The organism is Streptomyces sp. AMJ-169 (assembly GCF_055597585.1).
In genome coordinates this window covers 943,738-965,946 of sequence record NZ_JBVLTJ010000001.1, presented here as the reverse complement: position 1 = coordinate 965,946, position 22,209 = coordinate 943,738, and the positions used below count along the sequence as shown (strand labels likewise).

Below are 22,209 nucleotides of genomic sequence, written 5' to 3'. Positions count from 1 at the left end.
CCATGAACCCGATCCCGAGCCCTGTAGCAAGCCCGACCCCCGTAGCGACCCCGATCCCGCCCCTCACCCTCAACCCCACCCCCAGCCCCCTCCCCGCCGCCCGGCGCCAACTCCTCCTCACCGCCCCCGAGTTCGGCCGCCACTTCACCGACCACATGGTCACCGCCCGCTGGAGCGAGGACCGCGGCTGGCACGACGCCCGCCTCGACCCCTTCGCCCCGCTCCCCCTGCATCCCGCCGCGATGGCCCTGCACTACGGCCAGACGGTCTTCGAGGGCATGAAGGCGTACCGGCAGCCGGACGGTTCGGTGGCCGTCTTCCGCCCGGCCGAGAACGCGGCCCGCTTCCGCGCCTCCGCCCGCCGCCTGGCGATGCCGGAGCTGCCGGAGGAGCTGTTCGTCGCGGCGGTGGACGCCCTGGTCGCACACGACGCGGGCTGGGTGCCGGACGGCCCGGAGAGCTCCCTGTACCTGCGCCCGTTCATGGTCGCGACGGAGGCGTCGCTGAGCGTGCGGGCGGCGCGCGCGTACCTGTTCGGGGTGATCGCCTCCCCGGCGGGCCCGTACTTCCCCGACGGGATCCGCCCGCTGACGGTGTGGATCTCCGAGGAGCATGTGCGCGCCGCCCCGGGCGGCACCGGCGCGGCCAAGTGCGGCGGGAACTACGCCGGTTCGTTCGCGGCGCTGGAGGAGGCCGCCGGGCGGGGCTGCGACCAGGTGGTGTGGCTGGACGCGGTGGAGCGGCGCTGGGTGGAGGAGATGGGCGCGATGAACCTGTTCTTCGTGCACGCCGACGGGCGTGTGGTGACTCCCCTGCTCAGCGGCTCCCTGCTGCCGGGCGTGGTGCGCCGCTCGCTGCTGCGGCTGGCGGCGGACTTGGGCCACGAGGTGGCGGAGGAGCGGGTCGGCGTGCGCGAGTGGCGGCGTGACTGCGAGCGCGGCCTGATCACGGAGGTGTTCGCGTGCGGCACCGCCGCGATGATCACCCCGGTCGGCGCGGTGCGCTCGGCGGGCGGCGGCTGGACGGTCGGCGACGGCCGCCCCGGCCCGGTCACCCTGCGGCTGCGCGACACCCTCCTCGCCCTCCAGACGGGCCGCCTCCCCGACCGCCACGGCTGGCTGCACCGCGTCCCCCCGGCCGGCCCCGCCCCCGTGACCGCCCCGGCGGGCCGCCGTACCGCGTTAGTCAACTCCCTCTGACCACAAGGAGATCCCCGTGCCCGACGACCGCTTCGACGTCTACGACATGACATTGCGCGCCGCTCCCCAGCGCAAGGGCACCGGCCTGAGCACCGCCGGCCGGCTCGCCGTCGTCCGGCTCCTGGACGACTTCGGGGTCGGCTACATCGAGGCCGCCGGTGACGCCGCGTTCTTCCGGCGGGCCCGGGCTGAACTCCCGTTGCGCCATGCCGTCCTCGTCGCCCAGGGCGCAGCCCGCCGCCCCGGGGTCACGGCCGCCGAGGACCCGGGGCTCGCGGCGCTCGTCGAGGCGGGCACCGAGGCGGTGACGCTGACCGCGCAGACCCATGACGCCGAGAGCCCGCGCGCGGTCGCCGACAGCGTCACCCACCTGCGGGCCCTCGGCCGCCGGGTGTTCGTCGACTGCGAGCACTTCTTCGACGGGTACGCGGCGGACCCGGGGCACGCCCTGGCCGTCGTACGCGCCGCGCGCGAGGCGGGCGCGGCGGCCGTCGTCCTGTCCGACACCGCCGGCGGCACGCTCCCGGAGCGGCTGGGCACCGTGGTGGGCGAGGTCCGGGCGGCGGCCGGCGGGCGGCTCGGGGTCCATGCGCGCGACGACGGCGGCTGCGCGGTGGCGGGCACGCTGGCCGGGGTCGACGCGGGCGCCGTCCACGTCCGCTGCTCGGCGGGCGGCCACGGCGGCCGGGCCGGCCACGCCGACCTCTTCCAGGTCGTGACCGCCCTGGAGCTGAAGCGCGGCCGCACGGTCCTGCCCGAGGGCGCGCTGCGCCGTACGACCCGCACCGCGCGGGCCGTCGCCGAGATCACCGGTATGGCGCCGCCGGTGCGCCGGCCGCATCCCGGGGCGCCGGAGCGCGGCCGGAAGCGGCGCCCGGAGCTCCCGGCGGAGCTGGCGGCCCTGGTCGAGCGGCGTGAACTCCTGGGCTACGCCTACGAGTCGGCCGGCGCCTCGCTGGAGCTGCTGGCGGACGCCGGGGGCGGGCGGCCGTACGAGGAGGGGTTCTGGCGGGTCGTCGCCGAAGGGCATCAGGGCGGGCGGAGCGTCAACGAGGCGGTCGTCGAGCTGCGCGCGGGCGAGCGGCGGGCCGTGCGCGTCGCGAAGGCCGCCGGGCCCGTCCAGGCGCTGGAACGGGCCCTGCACCGGGCGGCGGCGCAGCTGTTCCCGCAGGTCACGGCCGTGCGCGTGACCGCCCGCAGCACCGAGGTCCTGGACGCGGCCGGCACCACCCGGGTGCTGCTGACCCTGACCGACGGCTACGACCGCTGGAGCACCGTGGGCGTCGCCCCGAGCGTCCTCGCCGCGTCCTGGCAGGCCCTCGACGACGGCTACGTCCACTGGCTGCTGCGCTCGGGAGCGATGACCGCCGCCACGGGGACCGTACGCTGAAAAGCCCCGATTTCCGTGGCCGGAACATGCCCAGCCGCTTGCTGCCAGCTTTCTCCCCTGACAAAGGAAAGACCCTCTTGAGAAGCTGGCGGTAAACAGGAAAAGGGCGAAGGAAATCGGCGGCCCCGGTCCGGCAGCACTCCGGATCTTCCTTTTCTTCCGCACCCGAGCGCTCCTTTCCCGACGCGGCCTTTTCCTCTCCGGACGGAAGAAACCAAGAGGTGCCCCCACATGATCACGGAAGGTCTGGTCGCGACCGCGACCTGGAGGACGGACCGGTCCCTGACCGTGACCGAGGCCGGAGGGGCGTCCCGCTGGCCGGGGCTGCGCCCGGGTGACCACATCCCCCGCTGGGACCTGGGGGACACCGATCTGACCGAGTGTTTCCGCACGGCCCACCGGATGGCGTTACGCGGCCGGACGACCACCTGGGAGGTCCTGGACCCCGCCCACCTGTGGAAGGCCGTCCTGTACGCGGAGCTCGCCGAGGACGACCGCGTCACCGGGGTCGTCGGCACGGCCTGGGAGCTGCCCGGGCAAGGCATCCGGCCGGGCCCGAAAGGCGCGGTGACCAGGGAGGCGGTGAGCCGGGCCAGGACCGGCCCGGCGGCCGGGGCGCGGGCGGCGCACCGGCCGCCGGGGCACGCCGCCCGCCTGATCGCCGTGCCGCACCCGGCGGACGGGCTCGGGCCGCTGCTGTCGAAGCTGCCGGTGCCGCTGCTGGAGGTGTCGGCGGCCGGGGTGGTCCTGGACGTCAACCCGGCGGCCGTGGAGCTGTTCCACTGCCGGGCCGCCCGGGACATGGCGGGCCGGCTGCTGCACCGGGCCGCCGCGCCCGCCGATCCGGGCACGGCCCGTTTCACCAGGCCGGACGGCACCTCCTTCACGGCCCGCTGCCTGACGGTCCCCTCGCCGTGGGACGAGGGGACGGAGTTCATGGTCCTGCACGACCCCATCGACGTCATCTGGCCCGAGGAGGCGGGCTCCCCCGACCTCCACCGCCCCCTGCTGTCCGCGACCGAGGCGGCCATCCTGGAGCTGACCGCCCAGGGCCTGACCAGCACGCAGATCGGCGCCCGGCTGCACTTCAGCGTCAACAACGTCGAGTACCACCTCACCAACATGCGGCTGCGCCTGGGCGGCGTGAACCGCGTCGCCCTGGTCGCCCACGCGTACGCCTGCGGCGTGCTGCCCCGGGGCGTGTGGCCGCCGTCGGCGATCGCCACCCGGGCCGTCCCGTCGGACACGGCGGCGTGACCTCCCCGTCCGTGCCCCCCGGAAGGAGCACCCCGTGACCGCGCAGGCCGCCTGGAAGGTCCTCGCCCCCGGAGCCTGGGACCAGCCGCTGCTGCTCGCCGTGGACTTCGCCGACCCGGGCCGCCCGCGGCCGGCGTTCGACGCGCTCGCCCCGCTGCTCGGCCCCGGCATCCCGCTGTGGGAGTGCCGCCGGCCCGAGACCGAGTGGGAGGACCGGCCGGACGGCGAGACGTTCGCGGAGTTCTGGGCGGAGGGGGTGCGGGTGACCGGGCGCCAGGTGGCCGCGGTCCTCGGCCACCGCGTGGGCGGCCTGTACGCGGCCCGGCTGGCGCGGCTCGTGGCGCGCCAGCAGGACCGGGCGCCCCAGGTCGTGCTGTTCGACCCGGAGCCGCCGAGCCGCCCCGGCATGACGGCCGGCTTCCGCGCGGCCGTCGCCCGCCTCTCCTCGCTCCTGACGCCGCACGAGGAGGAACTGGCGGAGCGCACCGCCCGGGAGGCGGCCCTGGACGACGGCCCGCTGACCGAACTGGGGGCCAGGCTGGCCAAGTCGTTCACGGAGATCGCCCACTCCGCCCACGCCGCGGCCGGCCTCCCCGCCGAACCGGCCGCCGAACTCGCCGAGGCCTACGGCGGTTACGTCACCTACGTGGCTGCCGCGTCCGGGTACGACCCGGCGCGGCTGTGGTCCGGCGCGACGGCACTGACGTCCCTGACGGCCGGCGCGCACGCGGACCTGGCGGGGCGCCGGATCCAGGTCGCGGCGGCGCGCGAGGACCTCCTGGGCAGCCCCCTGACGGCCGAGGCGCTGGCCGGCCTGCTGGCCTGATCCGTCCTCGCCGGACCCCGCTGTCCCAAAGCGGCCGGGCCGCTTCCGACGCCCCTGAACCCCTTCTCCGGCGCGGCCCCCGGGGGCCAGAATCTCATCACCGAGGAAAACGCGGGAAGGAAAACCGAGAAGCGGCCGAAGAAAACCGGCCCCGGATTTCCACCGAATTCCCCGAACCAGACTTCCGGCAGTACCGAGTGCGGTACCCGTTTGCCCAAAACGGCCCCTCACCGGAATTTACCGGCCCCCGCTCCACCGCCGCCGCTAACGAAGGAACCGAAAATGACTCGCTCGCTTCGCTTCTACGGAATCGTCCTCGGCGCCCTTCTCGCCACCACCACCCTCACCGCCACCGCGCAGACCGCCCTTCAGCCGTCTCAGACCAGCCACACGCAGGCGGACGAGAGCGGCGACGGCCTCATCTGGGACTGACCCGACACCGGGGCCGCGTCCGGGACTTCCCTTCCACCAGACCGCTCCGGGAGCCGCACGCCCTGGCACAACCAGGGAAAAGGGGCCGACAGCCAGAAGCTGTCGGCCCCTTCTGGGGCTGTGTCGGCGCGCTCTGGGGCTACGCCGGTTCTGGGATCCGGGGCTACGCGGCACTGGAGATATGCCCGCGCGGCTCTGGGGCTGCGCGGCTCCGAGATGTGCCCGCGCAGCTCTAGGCGTTCCTCAGCCGGCCACCGCCGCCGCGGCCTCCCCCTCGCCGACCGGGACCGTGCCCCCGGCCGCCGGTGTCTCCGGCCAGCCGTCCTCCGGTGTGATCGCGGCGATCCGCCACCACGGCTGGTCCGGGACCGTCTCCGCCGTCGGCTCGAAAGGCTGGCCGGGGCGGGGCAGGGCGATACGGGCGCCGGCCGCGCGGGCCGCCGTCACCGTCCCCTCCCCCGGCTCCGCCCAAGGGTGCTGGGCGAGGTTGAAGGTGCCCCAGTGGATGGGGAGCATGATCCCGGACGGGGTACCGCCCTGGAGGTCGAGGTGGGCGCGCAGACCCTCCTCGGGGGTCATGTGGATGTCGGGCCAGAACTCGGAGTAGGCGCCGATCTGGATCATCGTCGCGTCGAAGGGGCCGTGATCGGCGCCGATGTCCTTGAAGCCCTCGAAGTAGCCGGTGTCCCCGCTGTGGAAGATCCGGTGCCGCTCGCCCTCGACGACCCAGGACGCCCACAGCGTGTGCTGCCCGTTGCGCAGGCCGCGCCCGCAGAAGTGGCGGGCCGGGGTCGCGGTGAGGGTGAGGCCGGCGACCTTGGTCTCCTCGTTCCACTCCAGTTCACGCAGCCGGTCCGGGGAGACCCCCCAGTGCTCCAGGTGCGCGCCGACGCCGAGCGGGACGGCGAAGAGGGTGTCGGTGCTAGCCAGCGCCTTGATCGTCGGCATGTCGAGGTGGTCGTAGTGGTCGTGGGAGATCACCACGACGTCCACGGGGCCCAGCGCGGCCAGCGGCAGCGGGACCGGATGCATCCGCTTGGGCCCGGCGAACGGGAACGGCGAACACCGCTCGCCCCAGACCGGGTCGAACAGCACCCGGTGCCCGTCGATCTCGGCGAGCACACTGGAGTGCCCCATCCAGGTCAGCCGCAGTCCGCTGGCGGGCGGGCCCGCGAGGTCGGCCAGCGTCGTGGCGTGCACGGGGACCGTTCCCGAAGGGGCCCGCAGCAGCCTGCTGTCCCGGTCGAAGAAGGCCTTCGCGAGCTCCCCGGCCGAGCCGGAGGGCCGCGAACGGAAGGAGGGCCCGCCGGGATTCACGAACGCGCCGTCCTTGAAATGCGGTGACCGGCGGATACGCGCCAGCCGCTCGCCACTCGGGTCCGCGCCGAAGGCATCGGGCTGGAGCGCGCGGAGCCCGAGGCTCAGGGAACGGGGACCGGCCACGGTACCTCCAGGTGGAATCGGTGAGGATTCCATTATGGGCGGCACCTGTGACAACCGTCCGTGGGGGCGGGTCCGGGCGGACGTCGGCGCAGCTCAGCCGGGGGGAGCGGGCCGATCGACCGGTCGGCCGGGCCGGTCGACGGGGCAGCACGGCGCGTGCGGGGTGAGCGTGCGGCCCGGCTCGGACGCAGCAGCCGCACCGCCCGCCCCCTCAGTCCAGCTCGTACACCGCCGTCACCGAAGACGTCGCCTTGATCTCGCCCGGCGAGACCGGGACCGCCCCGAACCCCCCGGCGGGCATGTCGGCGGCCATCATCGGGGGCGGCGGGCTCATGAACCCGGTGCCGTTCTCGCTGAGGGAGACCAGCCGCCCGAGGTGGCGTCCGCTGAGCTCGGCGTACTGCTCGGCCTTCCTGCGGGCGTCGGTGAAGGCGGCCTTGCGGGCGGCGGACTGGAGCGGGGTGCGGTCGGCGAGGTCGAAGCCGACGGAGTCGACGCGGCCAGCGTCCCCGGTGGCGTCGGTGACGGCCTCCAGGACGGCGCCGGTCTTGGAGACCGGACGGACCTGCACGGAGAACGACTGGGCCGCGCGGTACCCGGTGAGGACGGCGGTGCCGCCGGTGTAGTCGTACACCGGGCCGAGGGACACGTTCTGCGTGCGGATGTCCTTCTCGGCGATCCCCTGCGCGTGCAGCGCCTTGAGCAGTTTGGCGGCGGCCTCGCTCTGGGCGGACTGCGCCTCCTTGGCGGTCTTCGCGGTGGCCTCGACACCGACCCCGAGGACGGCCATGTCGGGCGCGGCGCTCGCACTGCCGTCACCGCTCACCGTGACGGTCGTCGCGGCGGGCGCGAGCCGGGCGGCGGGGCGGCTCGGGGCGCCGTCCAGCGCCGTCGCGGCGGGCGCGGCGGCGGCCGGGAGGCCCAGGGCGAGCAGGGCCACGACGGACGCGGCGACGGGACGGGGGGTACGGGAACGGCGCATACGGGCGGGTCCTTCGCGAGGGGGAGGATGACGCGGTCATCCCAACACCCGCCCCTCCTGCGGAGAACCGGCCCGCCGCGCGGCTTCCGTACGATCACCTCACTGGCGCAAGCGCCCTGAGGCACCCTCTGTCAGGCGACTCAGGGCGCTTGCGCCAGTGCGGCACCCCCCTGTCAGGCTCAGGCGACCGCCGCGATCCGCATCTTGATGTCGTCCGGCGACAGCGCGCCCTTCGCGGTGACGTGGTCCCCGGAGGACTCGCCGCGCAGCCGGCGGCCGATCCAGGGGACGAGGTACTCGCGCGCCCAGTGCACGTCGTCGCGCCGGACGTCGAGGGTGCCGCGCGGCGGGAGCGGCGGCCAGGACTGCTCGGGGTCGGCCGGCACGTCGACGCCGAGGGCCTGTCCGGCGCGCAGCGCGACGCGGGTGTGCCCCTCGGGCGAGAGGTGCAGCCGGTCGTCGTCCCAGGCCCGGCGGTCCTGGACGGACTTCAGGGACCACAGGTCGAGGACGGGGCAGCCGTACCGGTCGGCGATGGCGCGCACGTGTCCGTTGTAGGTGGCGATCTTGCCGCGCAGGTGCTTGAGGACGGGCATGTGCCGGGTGTCGAAGCCGGTGGTCACCAGCACGGTCCCGGACACCTCGGCGAGCTGGGCGACCGCCCGCTCGAAGCGTTCGGCGACCTCGTCGGGGTCGGTCCCAGGGCGCAGGATGTCGTTGCCGCCCGCGCAGAGCGAGACCAGGTCGGGGGCCGCCGCGACGGCCTGGGGAAGCTGGTCGGAGACGACCTGGTCGAGGAGTTTCCCGCGCACCGCGAGGTTGGTGTAGTCGAAGTCGCCCTCGGCCCGCCGGTCGGCGAGGAGCACGGCGAACCGGTCGGCCCAGCCGACGAACGCCCCGTCGGGTCCGGGGTCGCCGACGCCCTCGGTGAAACTGTCCCCGAGCGCCACGTACGACCCGATCATCACTGTTCCGCTGTCATTCTTCGAATCGTCTGCCACAACATCCCATGATTCACCCGGCGATGTGACCTACGCGACCGTAGGAAGGGGTTGACGGGCGGTGAGATAAGCCACTCTTAAAGACTTTGCCAATCCGGGAATAAGCGGGGGGCTCAGCCGCGTCGGTGCTCCAGGGCATGGACCCTGAACTCCGCGAACCGGAAGTGGCTCCAGGTCGTCCGGAAGGCGAAGTGCCCGCCCGTGTACGGCTCGGGGTCCCGGTGGTCGAAGACCAGCCGCCCGTTGTTCCACCACTGCACCAGCGACCCGGCGGAGACGATCCGCACCCGGTTCGGCTCGTTCGCCGTCAGCAGGGGTTCGGTGTAGTCGCAGACGAGCGGCCGTACGCCCGCCTCCCCGACGTAACGGCGCAGCCGGGTCGTGGTGTTGTAGTTGGCACCGTAGCCCGAGCAGTAGGTCGTCGTCCGGGGAGCGGACGTCGGTCGCGTTCCAGAAGTTGTCGAGATCGGGGTCGCGGTGTACCCGATGGCGTACGGACCTTCCAGCCGCCACCGATACCAGAGGGTGGCTCCGGCGGGCACACCGACGTCCAGGACACCTCGGGCGGCGGCGACTGTGCCACCGTTCTCCAACTCGACGGCCCATTGGGAGAGGCCGTGACGGAAGTCGTCGTGTGCGAGGGGGTGGGGGCGGTGGGGGGTTCGGGTGACGTGATCAACTCCGGCGACTCCGGTATCACCGACTCCGGCTGCGGCGGCTTGGGTTGCACCGGCTCCGGTCGCGACGGCTTGGGCAGCGCTGGACCCAGCTTTGGCAACTTCGGCAGCGCCGGCCTCAGTCGCGGCAGCTTCGGCGGCGCAACCGGAGTCGGCTCAGCCGGAGCCCTCACACCCCCGCGCACCCTGGAAACCTCGCGCACCCCCGACCCCCGCATCCCGCATCCCGCATCCCGCATCCCGCACACCCTGCCCCCTCGCACCCCACATATCCCGCAGCCCCATCCCTCCCCCACCCCCGCAAACCCCCGCAAACCCTGAAAGGCCGGCCCCGGGGATCCGGTTCCGGCCTCGCGGAGGCACGTCAGACAAACGGCCTAGCAGCCGCAGGCATCACCCCACGGAGACGCCATGCGAGCGAAGGTAAGCAACCGGATCGACATCCGAGCCATAGTCAGGAGTCGTCCGTATCTCGAAGTGCAGATGCGGCCCCGTCACATTCCCCGTGGAGCCGGAGTAACCGATCTGCTGCCCCTCGGAAACGCTCTGCCCGGCGGAGACGGATATCTGGGAGAGGTGGGCGTACTGCGCGTAGTACCCGTCGGCGAGCTTGATGACGACCTGATTGCCGTACGCCCCGCCCCAGCCGGCGGAGACGACCGTCCCGGCGCCGACGGCCTTGAGATTGGTCCCGGTCGGGACGACGAAGTCGACGCCCGTGTGATACCCGCTGGCCCACATGCTGCCGGAGACCCGGTACCCGGTACCGATGACCGCACCGGTGACCGGAAGCGTGAACCCGGAGGCCGAACTCCCCGAACTCTCCGACGCCGGCTCGGTCTTCGAGGTATTCGAGCTCTTCAAGAAGGACGAACTCCCGGAGGAGGACTTCGAGGAACCGGAAGACGCCGACCCTGAAGAGGAGCTGGACGACGAAGAGGCGCCGGACGACGAGGACGAACCGGAACCGGTCGTCCCGGAGGTGCCGGTCGCCCGCGCCCCGAGCGTCAGCTTGAGCCCAGGATGGATCAGCGACGGATCGGACCCCACGGCGTCACGATTGTCGTCGTAGATCCGCTGCCACCCCCCACTGACACTCTGCTCCTCCGCGATCTTCGAGAGATAGTCGCCGGAGCGGACGGTGTACACGGCGGAAGTGCTCTTGCGGCTGCTCACCGGCGCGGCCTGAACGGCGCTCTCCGACACGGAGGCCGTGAGAGAGGCGGCGGACACGGCGGGGGAGCTCGCGGTCGAGGAAGTCGTCTGGGCGTGCGCCCCGGTGGCCCCCATCAGCGGAAGGGCGAGCGCGGCCCCGCCGGTTCCGGCGACGGCTAGCGAACGGGAGAAGCGCGGGGTCTTCGGGCGGCGGTGCTTACCCTTGCCGGGCATGGCGAATTCCTCTCCGTCGCCTGCGAGGTGAGCTGTCGGGTGCGGGCTGGAGCTGCCCGGCCGCGCGGTTGTCGCGGCTTTACCCCGAGCCGTCTCCGGTGGCGTCCGGATCCGGCGGTACTGCCTGTGGGTCCCCCGCTCCTGCCGTTTCACGGGTGGCGTGTTCGGTCTCCGGACAGCGGCAGGATTGGGCGTCCGCCCGGATTGATGGCGAACGTAAGCGACCGGGACGCACGGGGACAAGCGAAAGTCGCCCACGAATCGCTTTCCTGTCGATTCGCCGTGTGTTCCCGGCCCCGCCCGAACCGCGCCGAAAACCCCGCCCTGGCCCCAATTCCCCAAGGAAAACAGCGTGATTACGTGCACATGACGCGCGCCGCAGGGCCAGGAATATGACCCTGCTCACGCCACCGATTCACAGCTGCCTTTATTCCGGATCGAGTTGCACTGAAGCATTTCGAAACCGGACAGACCCCTCAGACTCGACGAAGCCGGAGAACAGCCGCATCAAGGTCCCCACGCAGCCCGGTCCGCAACCCGTGATGCAACAGCACCGCCCCCCGGTGGATTTCCCCCGTTTCAAGGCATTCGTACAACGCCCCGGCATCAAGCCCGCGCAGCCGCACCGCCGGGACGGTCTCCCCGTAGTGCTGGGCCTGGAGCCAGGCGAGGACGACGGTGTCGTCGCCGCGGACGTACTGCACGGCGCTGAGCCCGCCCTCGGGGGCCTTGAGCCGGTACAGGTCGCCCTGCTGGACGACGGGCCGGATCTCCTTGTACAGCGCGACCCACTCGCGCGCCTCGGCCAGCTCCGCGCCGGTCCACTCGGAGAGGTCGCCGCCGACGCCGAGGACCCCGGCGAAGGAGCTGATGAAGCGGAACTTCAGCGAGCTGACCCGGTGGTTGAGCTGGACGTTGGGGCTGTCGGTGACCCAGGCCGCCATGACCCGCGCGGGGTGGATCTGGCTGAAGCCGTGCTGGATGGCGAGCCGGTCCAGCGGGTCGGTGTTGTCGGAGGTCCACACCTGGTCGGTGCGGCTGAGGATGCCGAGGTCGATCCGGCCGCCGCCGCCCGAGCAGGACTCGAAGGCGACCCCGGGGTGGGCGGCGCGCAGCCGGTCGAGGAGCGAGTACAGCGCGCGCACGTGGTCGACCCACAGGCGCTGCGGATAGGCGTCGTCGGGCCAGCCGGCGTCGGTGAAGCAGCGGTTGAAGTCCCACTTGACGTAGTCGATGGGCGCGCTGGACAGCAGGGTGTCCAGCCGCTCCCACAGGTACTCCTGGACGTCCTCGCGCGCGAGGTTGAGCATCAGCTGGTTGCGGAACTCGGTGCGCCCGCGGCCGGGCTGGAACTGCACCCAGTCGGGGTGCGCGCGGTAGAGGTCGCTGTCGGGGTTGACCATCTCCGGCTCGACCCAGATGCCGAACTGCATGCCCAGGCCGTGCACTTGGTCGGCGAGGGGCTTGAGGCCCTGGGGGAAGCGGTCCGGGTTGGGCGTCCAGTCGCCGAGACCCGCGCGGTCGCTGGTGCGGGCGCCGAACCAGCCGTCGTCGACGACGAACAGCTCCACGCCCATCTCGGCGGCCCGCCGGGCGAGGACGAGCTGCTCCTCCTCGGAGATGTCGAAGGTGGTCGCCTCCCAGGAGTTGAACAGCACCGGGCGGTCCTGCGCGGCGTCCGGGATCACGTGCTCGCGCTGGTAGGCGTGCCAGGCGCGGCTGGCGCCGCCGAAGCCGCCGTCGGACCACAGGGCCGCGAGGACGGGCGTCGTGAAGGAGTCCCCGCGCGCGAGGAGCAGCAGCCCGGAGTCGTCGTGCCCGGCGCCGCCGGTGATCTGCACGCGCGCGTCGGGCAGCTGGGCGACGGCGATGCGCCAGGAGCCGGACCAGCCGAGGGCGGCGGTGAAGACCTCGCCGCGCTCCTCGGTCGCGTCGGTGTCGAGGGCGACCCACGGCAGATGCGGATGGCCGGTGTGCCCGCGCCGGCTGCCGATGACCTTCTCTCCGTAGGTGAGGGGCGCCCGTGTCAGCCGGGACTCGGCGGCCCAGCGGCCGTGCAGCTGCGACAGCCGCCATCCCTCGCGCTGCGGCAGCGTCAAGGTCGCGGAGTCGGCGCGCAGCAGCTCGAGGGGCTCGTCGGCGTCGTTGGCGAGGGTCGCCCAGCGCTCCACGACGTCACCGCGCATGCGGTAGTGCAGGGTGACCGTGAGCCCCCCGTCGCGGAAGCGCAGCCGCAGTTCGCCGTCGGCGGCGTCGGCGCTCTCGAAGGTCCACTCGGTGCCCCGGCGGCCGGGGACGCGGACCGAGAGGGCGGGGCGGGTGAAGCGGGGGCCGCCCTCCACCGGGTACTCCTCCCGCCCGTCCAGCGGGGACTCGAAGGACGAGCCGTGCGGCAGCGGGACCGCGGCCAGCGCCTCGGCGTCGGCGAGGGCGATCGCCGGACCCCAGTGCAGATGCAGCAGCTCGCCGCCCTCGGTGAGATGCAGGGCGTAACTGCTCGCCGGGCCCGAAAGGAGCCACGTACGCCCGTTCTCAGCGGTTTCCAGCATCAGACCCTCACACGATCGAAAATCATAAAAAACAGATACGAACAGACACGACCATTCGGAAAACATCATCAGGGTTCCCGGGGTCCTCGGGCAACGCCCTGTGGACAACTCTCGGCCTGTGGACAACTCCGGCACCCGTGCTCCCGGGCGCCCTGTGGACAACCTCTTCGCCGTCAGAGGTGTGCCGTATCGTCGAAGACGTGTCCCACCGGCCCATCCCTGAAGCCGCGGCGGTCGGGACCGACTGGGAGGGAGCCCCCGTGACGCAGCAGATCCCGTCGACCGAGCCCGAACTGGCAGGGGTACGCAATTTCCGTGATGTGGGCGGCCTGCCGACGACGGACGGCAGGCGGGTGAGGTACGGCGTCCTGTACCGCAGCGGCCATCTCGCGCACGCGACAGAAGAGGACGCCCGGTTCCTGGCCTCGCTCGGGCTGCACACGGTGTTCGACTTCCGCAACTCCTCCGACCAGAAGCTGGAGGGCCCGGACGTCGAGCTGCCGGGCGTGCGCAATGTGAACCTGCCGCTGTCCGACCCGGCGGACGGCGCGGAGTTCTGGAAGATGGTCCGCGACGGGCACATAGACCAGCTGCGCGAACTCCTCGGCGACGGCAAGGCGGCGGCGCGGATGACGGCGTCGTACCGGGCGATGGTCGCGCAGCGCACGTCCGAGCACTCCCAGGTGCTGCGGGCCCTCGCCGAGGACAGCGCCCCGGCGCTCATGCACTGCGCGGCCGGGAAGGACCGCGCGGGCCTGTCCATCGCCGTGACGCTGCTCGCGCTGGGCGTCGAGCGGGACGCGATCCTCGCGGACTACCTGGAGTCCAACGCCAAGCACCGCCGCTACCGGCTGCGCCGCTCCGACGGCTCGGCCCCCGAGCGCTCCCCCGAGGTCACCGAGCTGCTGGACCCCCTGTTCGACGCCCGCGCCGAGTACCTCCAGGCCGCGTTCGACGCCATCGAGGAGCGGTGGGGCGGGGTCGACGCCTACCTGGAAGAAGGCCTCGGCCTCACCCCGCAGCTCCGGGAGCAGCTGAAGGACCGCTTCCTGGAGTAGCCCCTACTGCCGCGCCCCCGCCTCGAACAGCAGCCAGAGGAAGGCCGCGAACAGATGCCCGCCGACGATGTAGATCAGCAGCCGCACCCACAGCCCGCGCGGAAACCGGTCCTCGCGCTGCCCGCGTCGCTCGGTCATGGCGTCACTCCAGGTTCTCCTAGGACGGGCCCCAGGCACAGCGCGGCCGTGGGGCTCTGCAAGAGGGTGTGGACGAAGAGCAGTTCGACCCCGCCCGGGTCCTGGGCGGCGATGCGGTGCGGGGTCAGCGAGTCGAAGTGCGCGCTGTCCCCGGGGTCGAGCAGATAGGCGCTGTCCCCGAGCCGCAGCCGCAGCCGCCCCTTGAGGACGTACAGCCACTCCTCGCCGGGGTGCACCCGCACGATGTCGCCCTGCGAGCCGTGCGGCACCCGCACCCGCAGCGCCTGCATACCGCGCCCCGGCGACCCGGCCTGCACATACGTCCAGCCGCCCGCCTCGGTCGGCTCCATGTCCCGGGCCCGGACGACCGCGTCCCGCTCGGCGACCCGCTCCCCCAGCAGCTCCGACACGGTCGTACCGTAGATGCGGGCCAGCGCGAGCAGCATCGGCAGCGAGGGCTGGCGCTGTCCGGTCTCCAGCCGGGACAGGTGCGCGGGCGAGAGCCCGGCGGACCGCGCGGCGGCCTCCAGCGTGAGACCGGCCCGCCGCCGCAGGGCCCGCAGCTGCGGGGCCACGACGGGAAGGGCGGCCTCGGTGTCACCGGCCGAGGGCTTCTCGCCGGCCGAGGGCTCTGAAAGGCTCATGCCTCCATTCAGCCCCGCCCTTGCCTCCGGGGCAAATTTCTTGTCTCAGAGGCAAATACTTACCGGTTGGCCACCGCCTGCCTGATCAGTGTCTTCCCGAAGTCCCACATCAGCCCGCCCCCGCTGTGGGCGTCATCCATGACCTCGGTGAACGCCTCCACGAACCGCTCCACGTCCCCCTCGTCCACGACCAGCGGCGGAATCAGCTTGATGACCTCCAGATGATCCCCGGAGACCTGCGTCAGGATCCGGTGCCGCTGGAGCAGCGGTACGACGACCATCTGCGCGAACAGCCCCTTGCGCGCCGCCTGGAGCATCGCCCACCGGCTGCGCAGCTTCAGCGACGACGGCTTCCCGAACTCGATCCCGATCATCAGCCCCCGCCCGCGCACGTCGGCGAGCAGCTCGTACTGACCGATGAGCGCGGTGAGCCGGGACTTCAGCAGCTCCCCCACCCGCCGTACGTGCGCGATCGTCTGGTCGTTCTCCATGACCGACAGGACGGCGAGCCCGACGGCCATGGCCTGCGCGTTGGAGCCGAAGCTGGCGGAGTGGACGAGGACGCGGTCCATCGAGGAGTAGACCTTCTTGAAGATCCAGTCCTTGCCGAGCGTCGCCCCGACCGGCACGTACCCTCCGGACAGCGCCTTGGCCACGCACACCAGGTCCGGCTCGACCCCCTCCTCGTGCTGGTAGGCGTAGAAGTCCCCGGTCCGCCCGAGCCCGGTCTGCACCTCGTCGGCGATGAGCAGCGCCTTGTGCTCGCGCAGCAACTCCTGCGCCGCGCGCAGATATCCGGGCGGCGTCTCGTGAACTCCCTTGCCCTGGATGGGCTCCACGATCAGCGCGGCGACGTCCCCCTTCTTCAACTCCCTTGCCAGCGCGTCGAGATCGCCCATCGGTACGGCCGTGTCGGGCAGCAGCGGCGCGAAGCCGTCCCGGAAGCCGGACTCGCCGTTGACGGAGAGGGCGCCGGTGGTCAGGCCGTGGAAGGCGTGGTCGCAGTACAGGACGCGGGGGCGGCCGGTCGCGGACCGGGCGAACTTCAGCGCCGTCTCGACCGCCTCGGTGCCGCTGTTGCCGAAGAAGACGCGGTCCAGGTGCGGGCTGTGGGCGAGGAGTTGTTCGGCGAGCAGGCCGGGCAGGGGCTGGCAGTCGAAGCGGGTGAGGTCGGCGAGATCGAGATCGAGGACGTCGTGCAGCGTCTTGCGGATCACCGGGTGGTGCCGGCCCAGCGCCATCACCCCGAACCCGGCGAGCATGTCGAGGTACTCGTTGCCGTCGGCGTCCCAGAAGTGCGCGCCCTCGGCCCGCTCGTACACCTTGTCGAAGCCGATCGTCCGCAGCATGCGCGGGAGTTGGGGGTTGAGGTAGCGGTCGTGCAGCTCGTACCGCTCACCGCCGCGCGCGGCGAGGAGGGCGCCGAGGTCGAACTCCGTGCTCATTCCTTCTCCTTGACTGTCCCATTGACGCCACCGACACCGGCCGCGCCGCCCGAGCCACCCGCACCGCCGGCACCCCCGAGAGCGCCGCCCAAGCCGCCCGCATCACCGACACCGCCCCCTCCCTCACCAACCCCCTTCACCGCAAGACTCGCCCCGATCCGCCCCGCGATCTCCACCGGTGTGAGCCCGATGTCCGCCAGCACCTCCCCCCGCTTCGCATGCGCCAGAAACTGCTCCGGAATCCCGAACCGCCGTACGGGCACGTCGACTTCGGCGTCCCCCAGCGCGAGGGCGACCGCCGAACCCACCCCGCCCGCCCGGGAGTTGTCCTCGACGACAGCCACGAGCCGGTGCCGCGCCGCGAGCCCCGGCAGCGCGGGGTCGACGGGCTTGACCCAACGCGGGTCCACCACCGTGCAGTTGATCCCTCGCGCCGCCAGCAGATCCGCCGCCTGGAGACAGACCGGCGCCATCGCGCCCACGGCGACGAACAGCACCCCCTCGCCCCCGTCGTACAGCACGTCCATCCCCCCGACCCGGCCGATGGCCGGCACCGCGGGGCCCACCGACTCCTTCGGGAAGCGGACCAGCGTCGGGGCGTCGTCGACGGCCACCGACTCCCGCAGCTGGAGCCGGAGCTGGTCGGCGTCGCGGGGTGCGGCGATGCGCAGGCCGGGGACCACCTGGAGGATGGACAGGTCCCACATCCCGTTGTGGGAGGCGCCGTCCGAGCCGGTGACGCCGGCCCGGTCGAGGACGAAGGTGACGCCGCAGCGGTGCAGTGCGACGTCCATGAGCAGCTGGTCGAAAGCGCGGTTGAGGAAGGTGGCGTAGACGGCGACCACCGGATGCAGCCCGCCGGTCGCGAGCCCGGCCGCGCTCACCGCCGCGTGCTGTTCGGCGATGCCGACGTCCCAGACCCGGTCGGGGAAGCGGGCGGCGAACTTGCCGAGCCCGACCGGGTGGAGCATGGCGGCGGTCAGCGCGACGACGTCCTCCCGCTCCTGGCCGATCCGCAGCATCTCCTCCTCGAACACCGAGGTCCAGGACGGTCCGCCGGCCGCGACGGGCTCGCAGGTCAGCGGGTCCATGGCGGCGACGGTGTGGAAGTGGTCCTCCTCGTGCGCGAGGGCGGGCCCGTACCCGCGCCCCTTCTCGGTGAGGCAGTGCACGAGGACGGGCCCGTGGAAGCGTTTCGCGCGCCGCAGCGCCGACGCGACGGCCCGGGTGTCGTGCCCGTCGATCGGGCCGACGTACTTCAGCCCGAGGTCCTCGAAGAGCCCCTGGGGCGCGAACGCGTCCTTGAACCCCTTCTTCGCGCCGTGCAGGGCCTCGTAGACGGTGTTGCCGACGACCGGCGTGCGCTGGAGCACCTCTTTGCCCCAGGCCAGCACCGTCTCGTAGGAGTCGGTGGTGCGCAGGGTCGCGAGGTGGTTGGCGAGGCCGCCGATGGTGGGGGCGTAGGAGCGTTCGTTGTCGTTGACGACGATGATGAGCGGCCGGTTCTTGGCGGCGGCGATGTTGTTGAGGGCCTCCCAGGCCATCCCGCCGGTGAGCGCGCCGTCCCCGATGACGGCGACGACGTGCCCCTTCTCGCCCTGCACGTCCCGCGCCTTGGCGAGCCCGTCGGCCCAGCCGAGGACGGTGGAGGCGTGGCTGTTCTCGATGACGTCGTGCTCGGACTCCTCGCGCGAGGGGTAGCCGGAGAGCCCGCCCTTGCCGCGCAGCTTGGAGAAGTCCTGACGCCCCGTCAGAAGCTTGTGGACGTACGACTGATGGCCGGTGTCCCACAGGATGCGGTCGGTCGGTGATTCGAACACCCGGTGCAGCGCGATGGTCAGCTCCACCACCCCCAGGTTGGGCCCGAGGTGCCCGCCGGTCCTGCTGACCGCGTGTACCAGGAACTCCCTGATCTCCTCGGCGAGTTGACCGAGTTCCGGCTCGGACAGCGCCTTCAGGTCACGCGGCTGCCGGATGTTCTCCAGGATCGTCACGCTCGGGCCCCCTTAGGTCCGTACTGGTTCAGCTCAGTCCCGGTTGCCGGAGACCGTCTCGCGCATCGCCCGCAGCGACTCCTTCAGCGAGCCCATGGTGGCGAGGACGGCGGTGGGCTCGTAGCCGCAGTGCGCCATGCAGTTGGCGCAGCGCGGGTCCTTGCCGCGGCCGTACTTGTCCCAGTCGGTGTCCTCGATGAGCTCGCGGTACGTCGGGACGTAGCCGTCGCTCATCAGGTAGCAGGGGCGCTGCCAGCCGAACAGCGAGTAGTTGGGGATCGCCCACGCCGTGCACGGGAAGTCGACCTTGCCCTCCAGGAAGTCCAGGAAGAGCGGGGAGTGGTTGAGCCGCCAGCGGCGCCGGTTGCCGCCGGAGAACGCCTTCTTGAACAGTTCGTGGGTCTGCTCGACGCCGAGGAAGTGCTCCTGATCGGGGGCCTTCTCGTAGGCGTAGGCGGGCGAGATCATCATCTCGTCGACGTGCAGTTCGTCGTTGAGGAAGTTGAGGACCTCGACGATGGTCTGCGGGGTGTCGGTGTTGAAGAACGTGGAGTTGGTGGTGACGCGGAAGCCGCGCCGCTTGGCCTCCTTGATCGCCTCGACGGCCTCGTCGAAGACGCCCTCCTTGGCGACCGACTCGTCGTGCCGCTCGCGCAGTCCGTCGATGTGCACGGCGAACGCGAAGTACGGGGAGGGCTTGAAGTCGTCCATCTTCTTGCGCAGCAGCATCGCGTTGGTGCAGAGGAAGACGTACTTCCGGCGGGCCACCAACTGGCGCACGATCTCGTGGATCTGAGGGTGCATCAGGGGCTCGCCGCCCGCGATGGACACCATCGGCGCGCCGGACTCCAGGACCGCTCCGACGGCCTGGGCGACGGGCATGCGCTGCTTGAGGACTCCGGCCGGGTGCTGGATCTTGCCGCAGCCCTCGCACTTGAGGTTGCAGGCGAAGAGCGGTTCCAGTTCGACGATCAGGGGGAACTTGTCACGCTTGCGGAGCTTCTGTTCGGCGAGGTATGTGGCGACTTTGATGGTTTGACGCAGCGGCATGGCCATCTGGCTCACCTCCGGGGGAGCAGCACATTACGGTGCCATTCGAAGAAAGAAGGCAGGACGGAACGGAGAACGCGGAAAGCCGATATTCCACCGCGCAGCGTGCCGATCCGGACGAGTTCATGTTCCGGAGCGTCCACGACCACCCGGACGGCCGCAACGGGGCGCGTGCCCGCGCGCACGGCGCTCAGGAGCGTGGCGGCCGACTCCATGTCGACCGCGATCGCGCCGGTAGCCCGCAGCGCGGCGCGCTCGGGTCCGCGGACGACGTGGTCGGAGCCCACGAGGAGCCCGGTGTGGACGGTGCGCCCCGGGAGGGTGCGCGCGAGTTCCTTGACGAGGAGTTCGGTGGCCACGCAGCCGACGCTGCCGCGCGGGTCGCGGGTCTCCTCGGCGACGACGAGGTCACCGGGGTGCATGCCCGGGGCGAGCCCCGCGCAGAACCCGGTGGCGAGGACGGCGGCGCCGCCGAGCACCGGGTCGTCCAGCACCCGTTCGACGGACCGCTCGGCGGCCACCGGGCCCATCCCGGTGCGCAGCACGGTCACCGGCCCGGCCGCCCCGCTCCGGTCACCCAGCCGCAGCGCGACGTGCTCGATGCCGAGCGCGCAGGCGACCAGCAACGGCGCCGGAGCGGACGGCCCGACCATCAGCCGGCCTTGCCCTGGACGACCCGGTCGGTGACTTTGGGCTTCGTCACCGCCGGCTCCCCGTTCACGTACCGCCCCAGCGCCGTCAGCGGGAACACCTGCCGGTACAGGTGGTAGTTGATCGAGAAGTCCCAGGGGAACCCCGTCCCCGTGAAGTACGGCTCGTCCCAGGAGCCGTCCTCCCGCTGGGCCGCCGCCAGCCAGGCGATGCCGCGCCGCACGGCGTCCGACTCCCGCTGCCCGGCCGCGAGCAGCGCCATCAGCGCCCATCCGGTCTGTGACGGCGTCGAGTCCCCGGCGCCGCTCCACTTCGTGGAGTCGTGGTAGGAGCGCAGGTCCTCGCCCCAGCCCCCGTCGTCGTTCTGGACCCGCTCCAGCCAGGCCACGGCCCGCCGGATCGCGGGGTGCCGCTCGGGCAGCCCGGCGGCGACGAGGGCGGGGACGACCGACCCGGTGCCGTAGATGTAGTTGACGCCCCAGCGGCCGAACCACGAGCCGTCGGGCTCCTGGTCGCCGAGCAGCCAGGCGATGCCCCGCCGGGTGCGCGGGTCGTGGGAGAGGCCCTCGGCGGCGAGCATCTCGACGACGTGCGCGGTGACGTCGGCCGACGGCGGGTCGATGACCTCGCCGAAGTCGCAGAACGGCATCCGGTTGGGGAAGGGGCTGGTGTTGTCGACGTCGAACGCGCCCCAGCCGCCGTCGCGGGACTGCATCCCGAGGTTCCAGCGCACCCCGCGCGCGATGGCCTTCTCCATCCGCTCCGGGTCGTGGTGGCGCACCCGGCGCAGTGCGAGGACGACCTCGGCGGTGTCGTCGATGTCGGGGTAGTTGTCGTTGTGGAACTCGAACGCCCAGCCGCCCGGCGGCAGTCCCGGCCGTTTCATCGACCAGTCGCCGGGCCGGACGATCTGCTCGCCCAGCATCCAGTCGGCGGCCTTCACCAACTGCGGGTGATCGGCGGGGAGTCCGGCGTCGGCGAGGGCGATGGCGGCGAGGCAGGTGTCCCACACCGGGGACTGGCAGGCCTCGATCATCCGGGCGCCGTCCTCGCGCCAGACCGCGTACCGGTCGAGGGACTCAAGACCGGCCCGCATGACGGGGTGCTGGAGGTCGTAGCCGAGCAGGGAGAGCGCGATCATCGAGTAGACGGCCGGGGGCTGGATGCCGCCCCAGCAGCCGTCGTTCTCCTGGCGTTCGACGATCCAGCGGGCCGCGGAGTTCAGCGCGGCGCCGCGCAGCCGGCGCAGCGCGAACGGCCGGTAGCCGCGCACCACTTTGTCCAGGCGCTGGAAAAGTCCGTCCCAACTGGCGACGGGGGCAAGGGGTTTGGGAGGGTTCGGCAGCGAGGGATCGATATGGAGCTCGTCCAGCGGGAAGGGCGCGGGACGCACCGGCCGCTTGGCGGAGACGACCGTCAGCGGGACGATCGTCTGCCGCGCCCAGCAGCCGAACTGATAGATGCTCAGCGGGAACCACTTGGGGAAATAGATGAGCTCCGGCGGGAGTTCGGGCAGGTCCTCCCACTTCCACCAGCCGAAGAGGGCCAGCCAGATCCGGGTGAAGACCCGGGCGGAGGCGACGCCCCCGCGCTCGCGGACCCAGGCGGCGGCGCGCAGCATGTGCGGGGCGGCGGGGTCGTCGCCGGCCAGCCGCAGGGCGACGTACGCCTCGATCGTCGCGGAGAGGTCGGAGGGGCCGCCGAAGAAGGTGGCCCAGGTGCCGTCCTCGCGCTGTTCGCCGCGGATGAAGAGGGCCGCCGCCTGGGTGGTCGCGTCGTCGCGGATGCCGAGGAACTGGCGCAGCAGGAGGTCCTCGGCGTCCATGGTGACGTTGGTCTCCAGGTCGCCCTTCCACCAGCCCTGCGCGTCCTGGCGGGCGAGCAGGTGGTCGGTGGCGCGGCGCATGGCGCGCACGGCGGCTTCTTGTCCCCCGGCCGCCACGGGGATGGTGATGTCGGTGTCGCTGGCCGAGTCGGCACGGGGCGGCAGGGCCCCGGTGCTTCCGTCGGTCGTCGCTGTCATGGCTTCCCCTTCGTGCAGTCGTCAAGAGTCGTGCAGCAGTGGGTCCGCCGTCGGCCGGTGC

Annotated in this window: 18 protein-coding genes, 1 pseudogene and 1 riboswitch; of the genes and pseudogenes, 6 read left to right on the top strand and 13 right to left on the bottom strand. The window is 72.2% G+C overall.

The genetic code is table 11. The features are described 5' to 3' along the window. The first annotated feature begins 2 nt into the window (after window positions 1-2). The 5 genes from ACYUD3_RS03970 to ACYUD3_RS03950 all read left to right on the top strand — a co-directional run bounded on the left by ACYUD3_RS03970 (window position 3) and on the right by ACYUD3_RS03950 (window position 5,104). Entirely contained in the window at window positions 3-1,199 is a 1,197-nt protein-coding gene (locus ACYUD3_RS03970; protein ID WP_470963506.1) for a branched-chain amino acid aminotransferase, read from the top strand. Window positions 1,200-1,215: 16 nt separating this feature from the next. Next, on the top strand, window positions 1,216-2,589 hold the full coding sequence (locus ACYUD3_RS03965) for an alpha-isopropylmalate synthase regulatory domain-containing protein (RefSeq protein ID WP_470963503.1): 1,374 nt from the start codon (window positions 1,216-1,218) through the stop codon (window positions 2,587-2,589). 231 nt (window positions 2,590-2,820) lie between these two features. Then, complete coding sequence (locus ACYUD3_RS03960) at window positions 2,821-3,846, top strand: helix-turn-helix transcriptional regulator (protein WP_470963500.1); 1,026 nt, start codon at window positions 2,821-2,823, stop codon at window positions 3,844-3,846. Window positions 3,847-3,880: 34 nt separating this feature from the next. After that, on the top strand, window positions 3,881-4,672 hold the full coding sequence (locus ACYUD3_RS03955) for a hypothetical protein (protein WP_470963497.1): 792 nt from the start codon (window positions 3,881-3,883) through the stop codon (window positions 4,670-4,672). A 282-nt stretch (window positions 4,673-4,954) separates the two neighbouring features. Next, window positions 4,955-5,104: a hypothetical protein gene (locus ACYUD3_RS03950; protein ID WP_470963494.1), complete on the top strand. Its 150-nt coding sequence runs from the start codon at window positions 4,955-4,957 to the stop codon at window positions 5,102-5,104. Window positions 5,105-5,347: 243 nt separating this feature from the next. On the opposite strand, the gene ACYUD3_RS03945 is transcribed toward ACYUD3_RS03950, so the two are convergent. From ACYUD3_RS03945 to ACYUD3_RS03920, 6 genes and pseudogenes are all read right to left on the bottom strand, one after another. After that, window positions 5,348-6,547, bottom strand: a complete 1,200-nt coding sequence (locus ACYUD3_RS03945; RefSeq protein ID WP_470963491.1) for an MBL fold metallo-hydrolase — start codon at window positions 6,545-6,547, stop codon at window positions 5,348-5,350. Between the two features lie 211 nt (window positions 6,548-6,758). After that, window positions 6,759-7,529, bottom strand: a complete 771-nt coding sequence (locus ACYUD3_RS03940) for an SIMPL domain-containing protein (protein ID WP_470963487.1) — start codon at window positions 7,527-7,529, stop codon at window positions 6,759-6,761. 179 nt (window positions 7,530-7,708) lie between these two features. Then, on the bottom strand, window positions 7,709-8,494 hold the full coding sequence (locus ACYUD3_RS03935) for an SGNH/GDSL hydrolase family protein (protein WP_470963484.1): 786 nt from the start codon (window positions 8,492-8,494) through the stop codon (window positions 7,709-7,711). 149 nt (window positions 8,495-8,643) lie between these two features. Next, window positions 8,644-9,273 (bottom strand): annotated as a pseudogene (locus tag ACYUD3_RS03930) (DUF6250 domain-containing protein); the annotation flags it as partial. A 327-nt stretch (window positions 9,274-9,600) separates the two neighbouring features. Beyond that, the gene (locus tag ACYUD3_RS03925) at window positions 9,601-10,596 is read right to left on the bottom strand and encodes a M23 family metallopeptidase (RefSeq protein WP_470963481.1); all 996 of its coding nucleotides are present in this window, start codon (window positions 10,594-10,596) and stop codon (window positions 9,601-9,603) included. Between the two features lie 4 nt (window positions 10,597-10,600). Next, window positions 10,601-10,767, bottom strand: a riboswitch (cyclic di-AMP (ydaO/yuaA leader). Between the two features lie 305 nt (window positions 10,768-11,072). Next, the gene (locus ACYUD3_RS03920; RefSeq protein WP_470963478.1) at window positions 11,073-13,145 is read right to left on the bottom strand and encodes an alpha-galactosidase; all 2,073 of its coding nucleotides are present in this window, start codon (window positions 13,143-13,145) and stop codon (window positions 11,073-11,075) included. A gap of 260 nt (window positions 13,146-13,405) precedes the next feature. On the opposite strand from ACYUD3_RS03920, the gene ACYUD3_RS03915 reads away from it, so the two are divergent. Further along, window positions 13,406-14,203 (top strand): tyrosine-protein phosphatase, encoded by a 798-nt coding sequence (locus ACYUD3_RS03915; protein WP_470963475.1) that lies wholly within the window; start codon window positions 13,406-13,408, stop codon window positions 14,201-14,203. Window positions 14,204-14,206: 3 nt separating this feature from the next. Here ACYUD3_RS03915 and ACYUD3_RS03910 read toward each other — a convergent pair whose 3' ends face one another. From ACYUD3_RS03910 to shc, 7 genes are read right to left on the bottom strand one after another with little or no spacing between them, the layout of a single operon-like run. Then, on the bottom strand, window positions 14,207-14,341 hold the full coding sequence (locus tag ACYUD3_RS03910; RefSeq protein WP_470963472.1) for a DUF6126 family protein: 135 nt from the start codon (window positions 14,339-14,341) through the stop codon (window positions 14,207-14,209). Further along, a complete protein-coding gene (locus ACYUD3_RS03905; protein WP_470963469.1) occupies window positions 14,338-14,985 on the bottom strand; it encodes a helix-turn-helix domain-containing protein in 648 nt (215 codons plus the stop codon). Before ACYUD3_RS03905 ends, ACYUD3_RS03910 begins: the two co-directional genes overlap by 4 nt. A gap of 59 nt (window positions 14,986-15,044) precedes the next feature. After that, the gene (locus ACYUD3_RS03900; RefSeq protein ID WP_470963466.1) at window positions 15,045-16,430 is read right to left on the bottom strand and encodes an aspartate aminotransferase family protein; all 1,386 of its coding nucleotides are present in this window, start codon (window positions 16,428-16,430) and stop codon (window positions 15,045-15,047) included. Further along, window positions 16,427-18,424, bottom strand: coding sequence for a 1-deoxy-D-xylulose-5-phosphate synthase (gene dxs / locus ACYUD3_RS03895; protein WP_470963463.1), 1,998 nt, complete (start codon window positions 18,422-18,424; stop codon window positions 16,427-16,429). Before dxs ends, ACYUD3_RS03900 begins: the two co-directional genes overlap by 4 nt. Window positions 18,425-18,457: 33 nt before the next feature. Then, a complete protein-coding gene (gene hpnH / locus ACYUD3_RS03890; protein WP_470963460.1) occupies window positions 18,458-19,480 on the bottom strand; it encodes an adenosyl-hopene transferase HpnH in 1,023 nt (340 codons plus the stop codon). Window positions 19,481-19,485: 5 nt separating this feature from the next. Then, window positions 19,486-20,127 (bottom strand): phosphorylase family protein, encoded by a 642-nt coding sequence (locus tag ACYUD3_RS03885; protein ID WP_470963457.1) that lies wholly within the window; start codon window positions 20,125-20,127, stop codon window positions 19,486-19,488. After that, entirely contained in the window at window positions 20,127-22,148 is a 2,022-nt protein-coding gene (gene shc / locus ACYUD3_RS03880; protein ID WP_470963454.1) for a squalene--hopene cyclase, read from the bottom strand. Before shc ends, ACYUD3_RS03885 begins: the two co-directional genes overlap by 1 nt. Window positions 22,149-22,209 lie beyond the last annotated feature (61 nt).

Bases quoted from the DNA above. Each gene is read 5' to 3' on its own strand.
- ACYUD3_RS03970 (WP_470963506.1), top strand. From the start codon at position 3: ATGAACCCGATCCCGAGCCCTGTAGCAAGCCCGACCCCCGTAGCGACC.
- ACYUD3_RS03960 (WP_470963500.1), top strand. From the start codon at position 2,821: ATGATCACGGAAGGTCTGGTCGCGACCGCGACCTGGAGGACGGACCGG.
- ACYUD3_RS03950 (WP_470963494.1), top strand. From the start codon at position 4,955: ATGACTCGCTCGCTTCGCTTCTACGGAATCGTCCTCGGCGCCCTTCTC.
- ACYUD3_RS03940 (WP_470963487.1), bottom strand. From the start codon at position 7,529: ATGCGCCGTTCCCGTACCCCCCGTCCCGTCGCCGCGTCCGTCGTGGCC.
- ACYUD3_RS03935 (WP_470963484.1), bottom strand. From the start codon at position 8,494: ATGATCGGGTCGTACGTGGCGCTCGGGGACAGTTTCACCGAGGGCGTC.
- ACYUD3_RS03925 (WP_470963481.1), bottom strand. From the start codon at position 10,596: ATGCCCGGCAAGGGTAAGCACCGCCGCCCGAAGACCCCGCGCTTCTCC.
- ACYUD3_RS03920 (WP_470963478.1), bottom strand. From the start codon at position 13,145: ATGCTGGAAACCGCTGAGAACGGGCGTACGTGGCTCCTTTCGGGCCCG.
- ACYUD3_RS03910 (WP_470963472.1), bottom strand. From the start codon at position 14,341: ATGACCGAGCGACGCGGGCAGCGCGAGGACCGGTTTCCGCGCGGGCTG.
- ACYUD3_RS03905 (WP_470963469.1), bottom strand. From the start codon at position 14,985: ATGAGCCTTTCAGAGCCCTCGGCCGGCGAGAAGCCCTCGGCCGGTGAC.
- ACYUD3_RS03900 (WP_470963466.1), bottom strand. From the start codon at position 16,430: ATGAGCACGGAGTTCGACCTCGGCGCCCTCCTCGCCGCGCGCGGCGGT.
- hpnH (WP_470963460.1), bottom strand. From the start codon at position 19,480: ATGGCCATGCCGCTGCGTCAAACCATCAAAGTCGCCACATACCTCGCC.
- ACYUD3_RS03885 (WP_470963457.1), bottom strand. From the start codon at position 20,127: ATGGTCGGGCCGTCCGCTCCGGCGCCGTTGCTGGTCGCCTGCGCGCTC.
- shc (WP_470963454.1), bottom strand. From the start codon at position 22,148: ATGACAGCGACGACCGACGGAAGCACCGGGGCCCTGCCGCCCCGTGCC.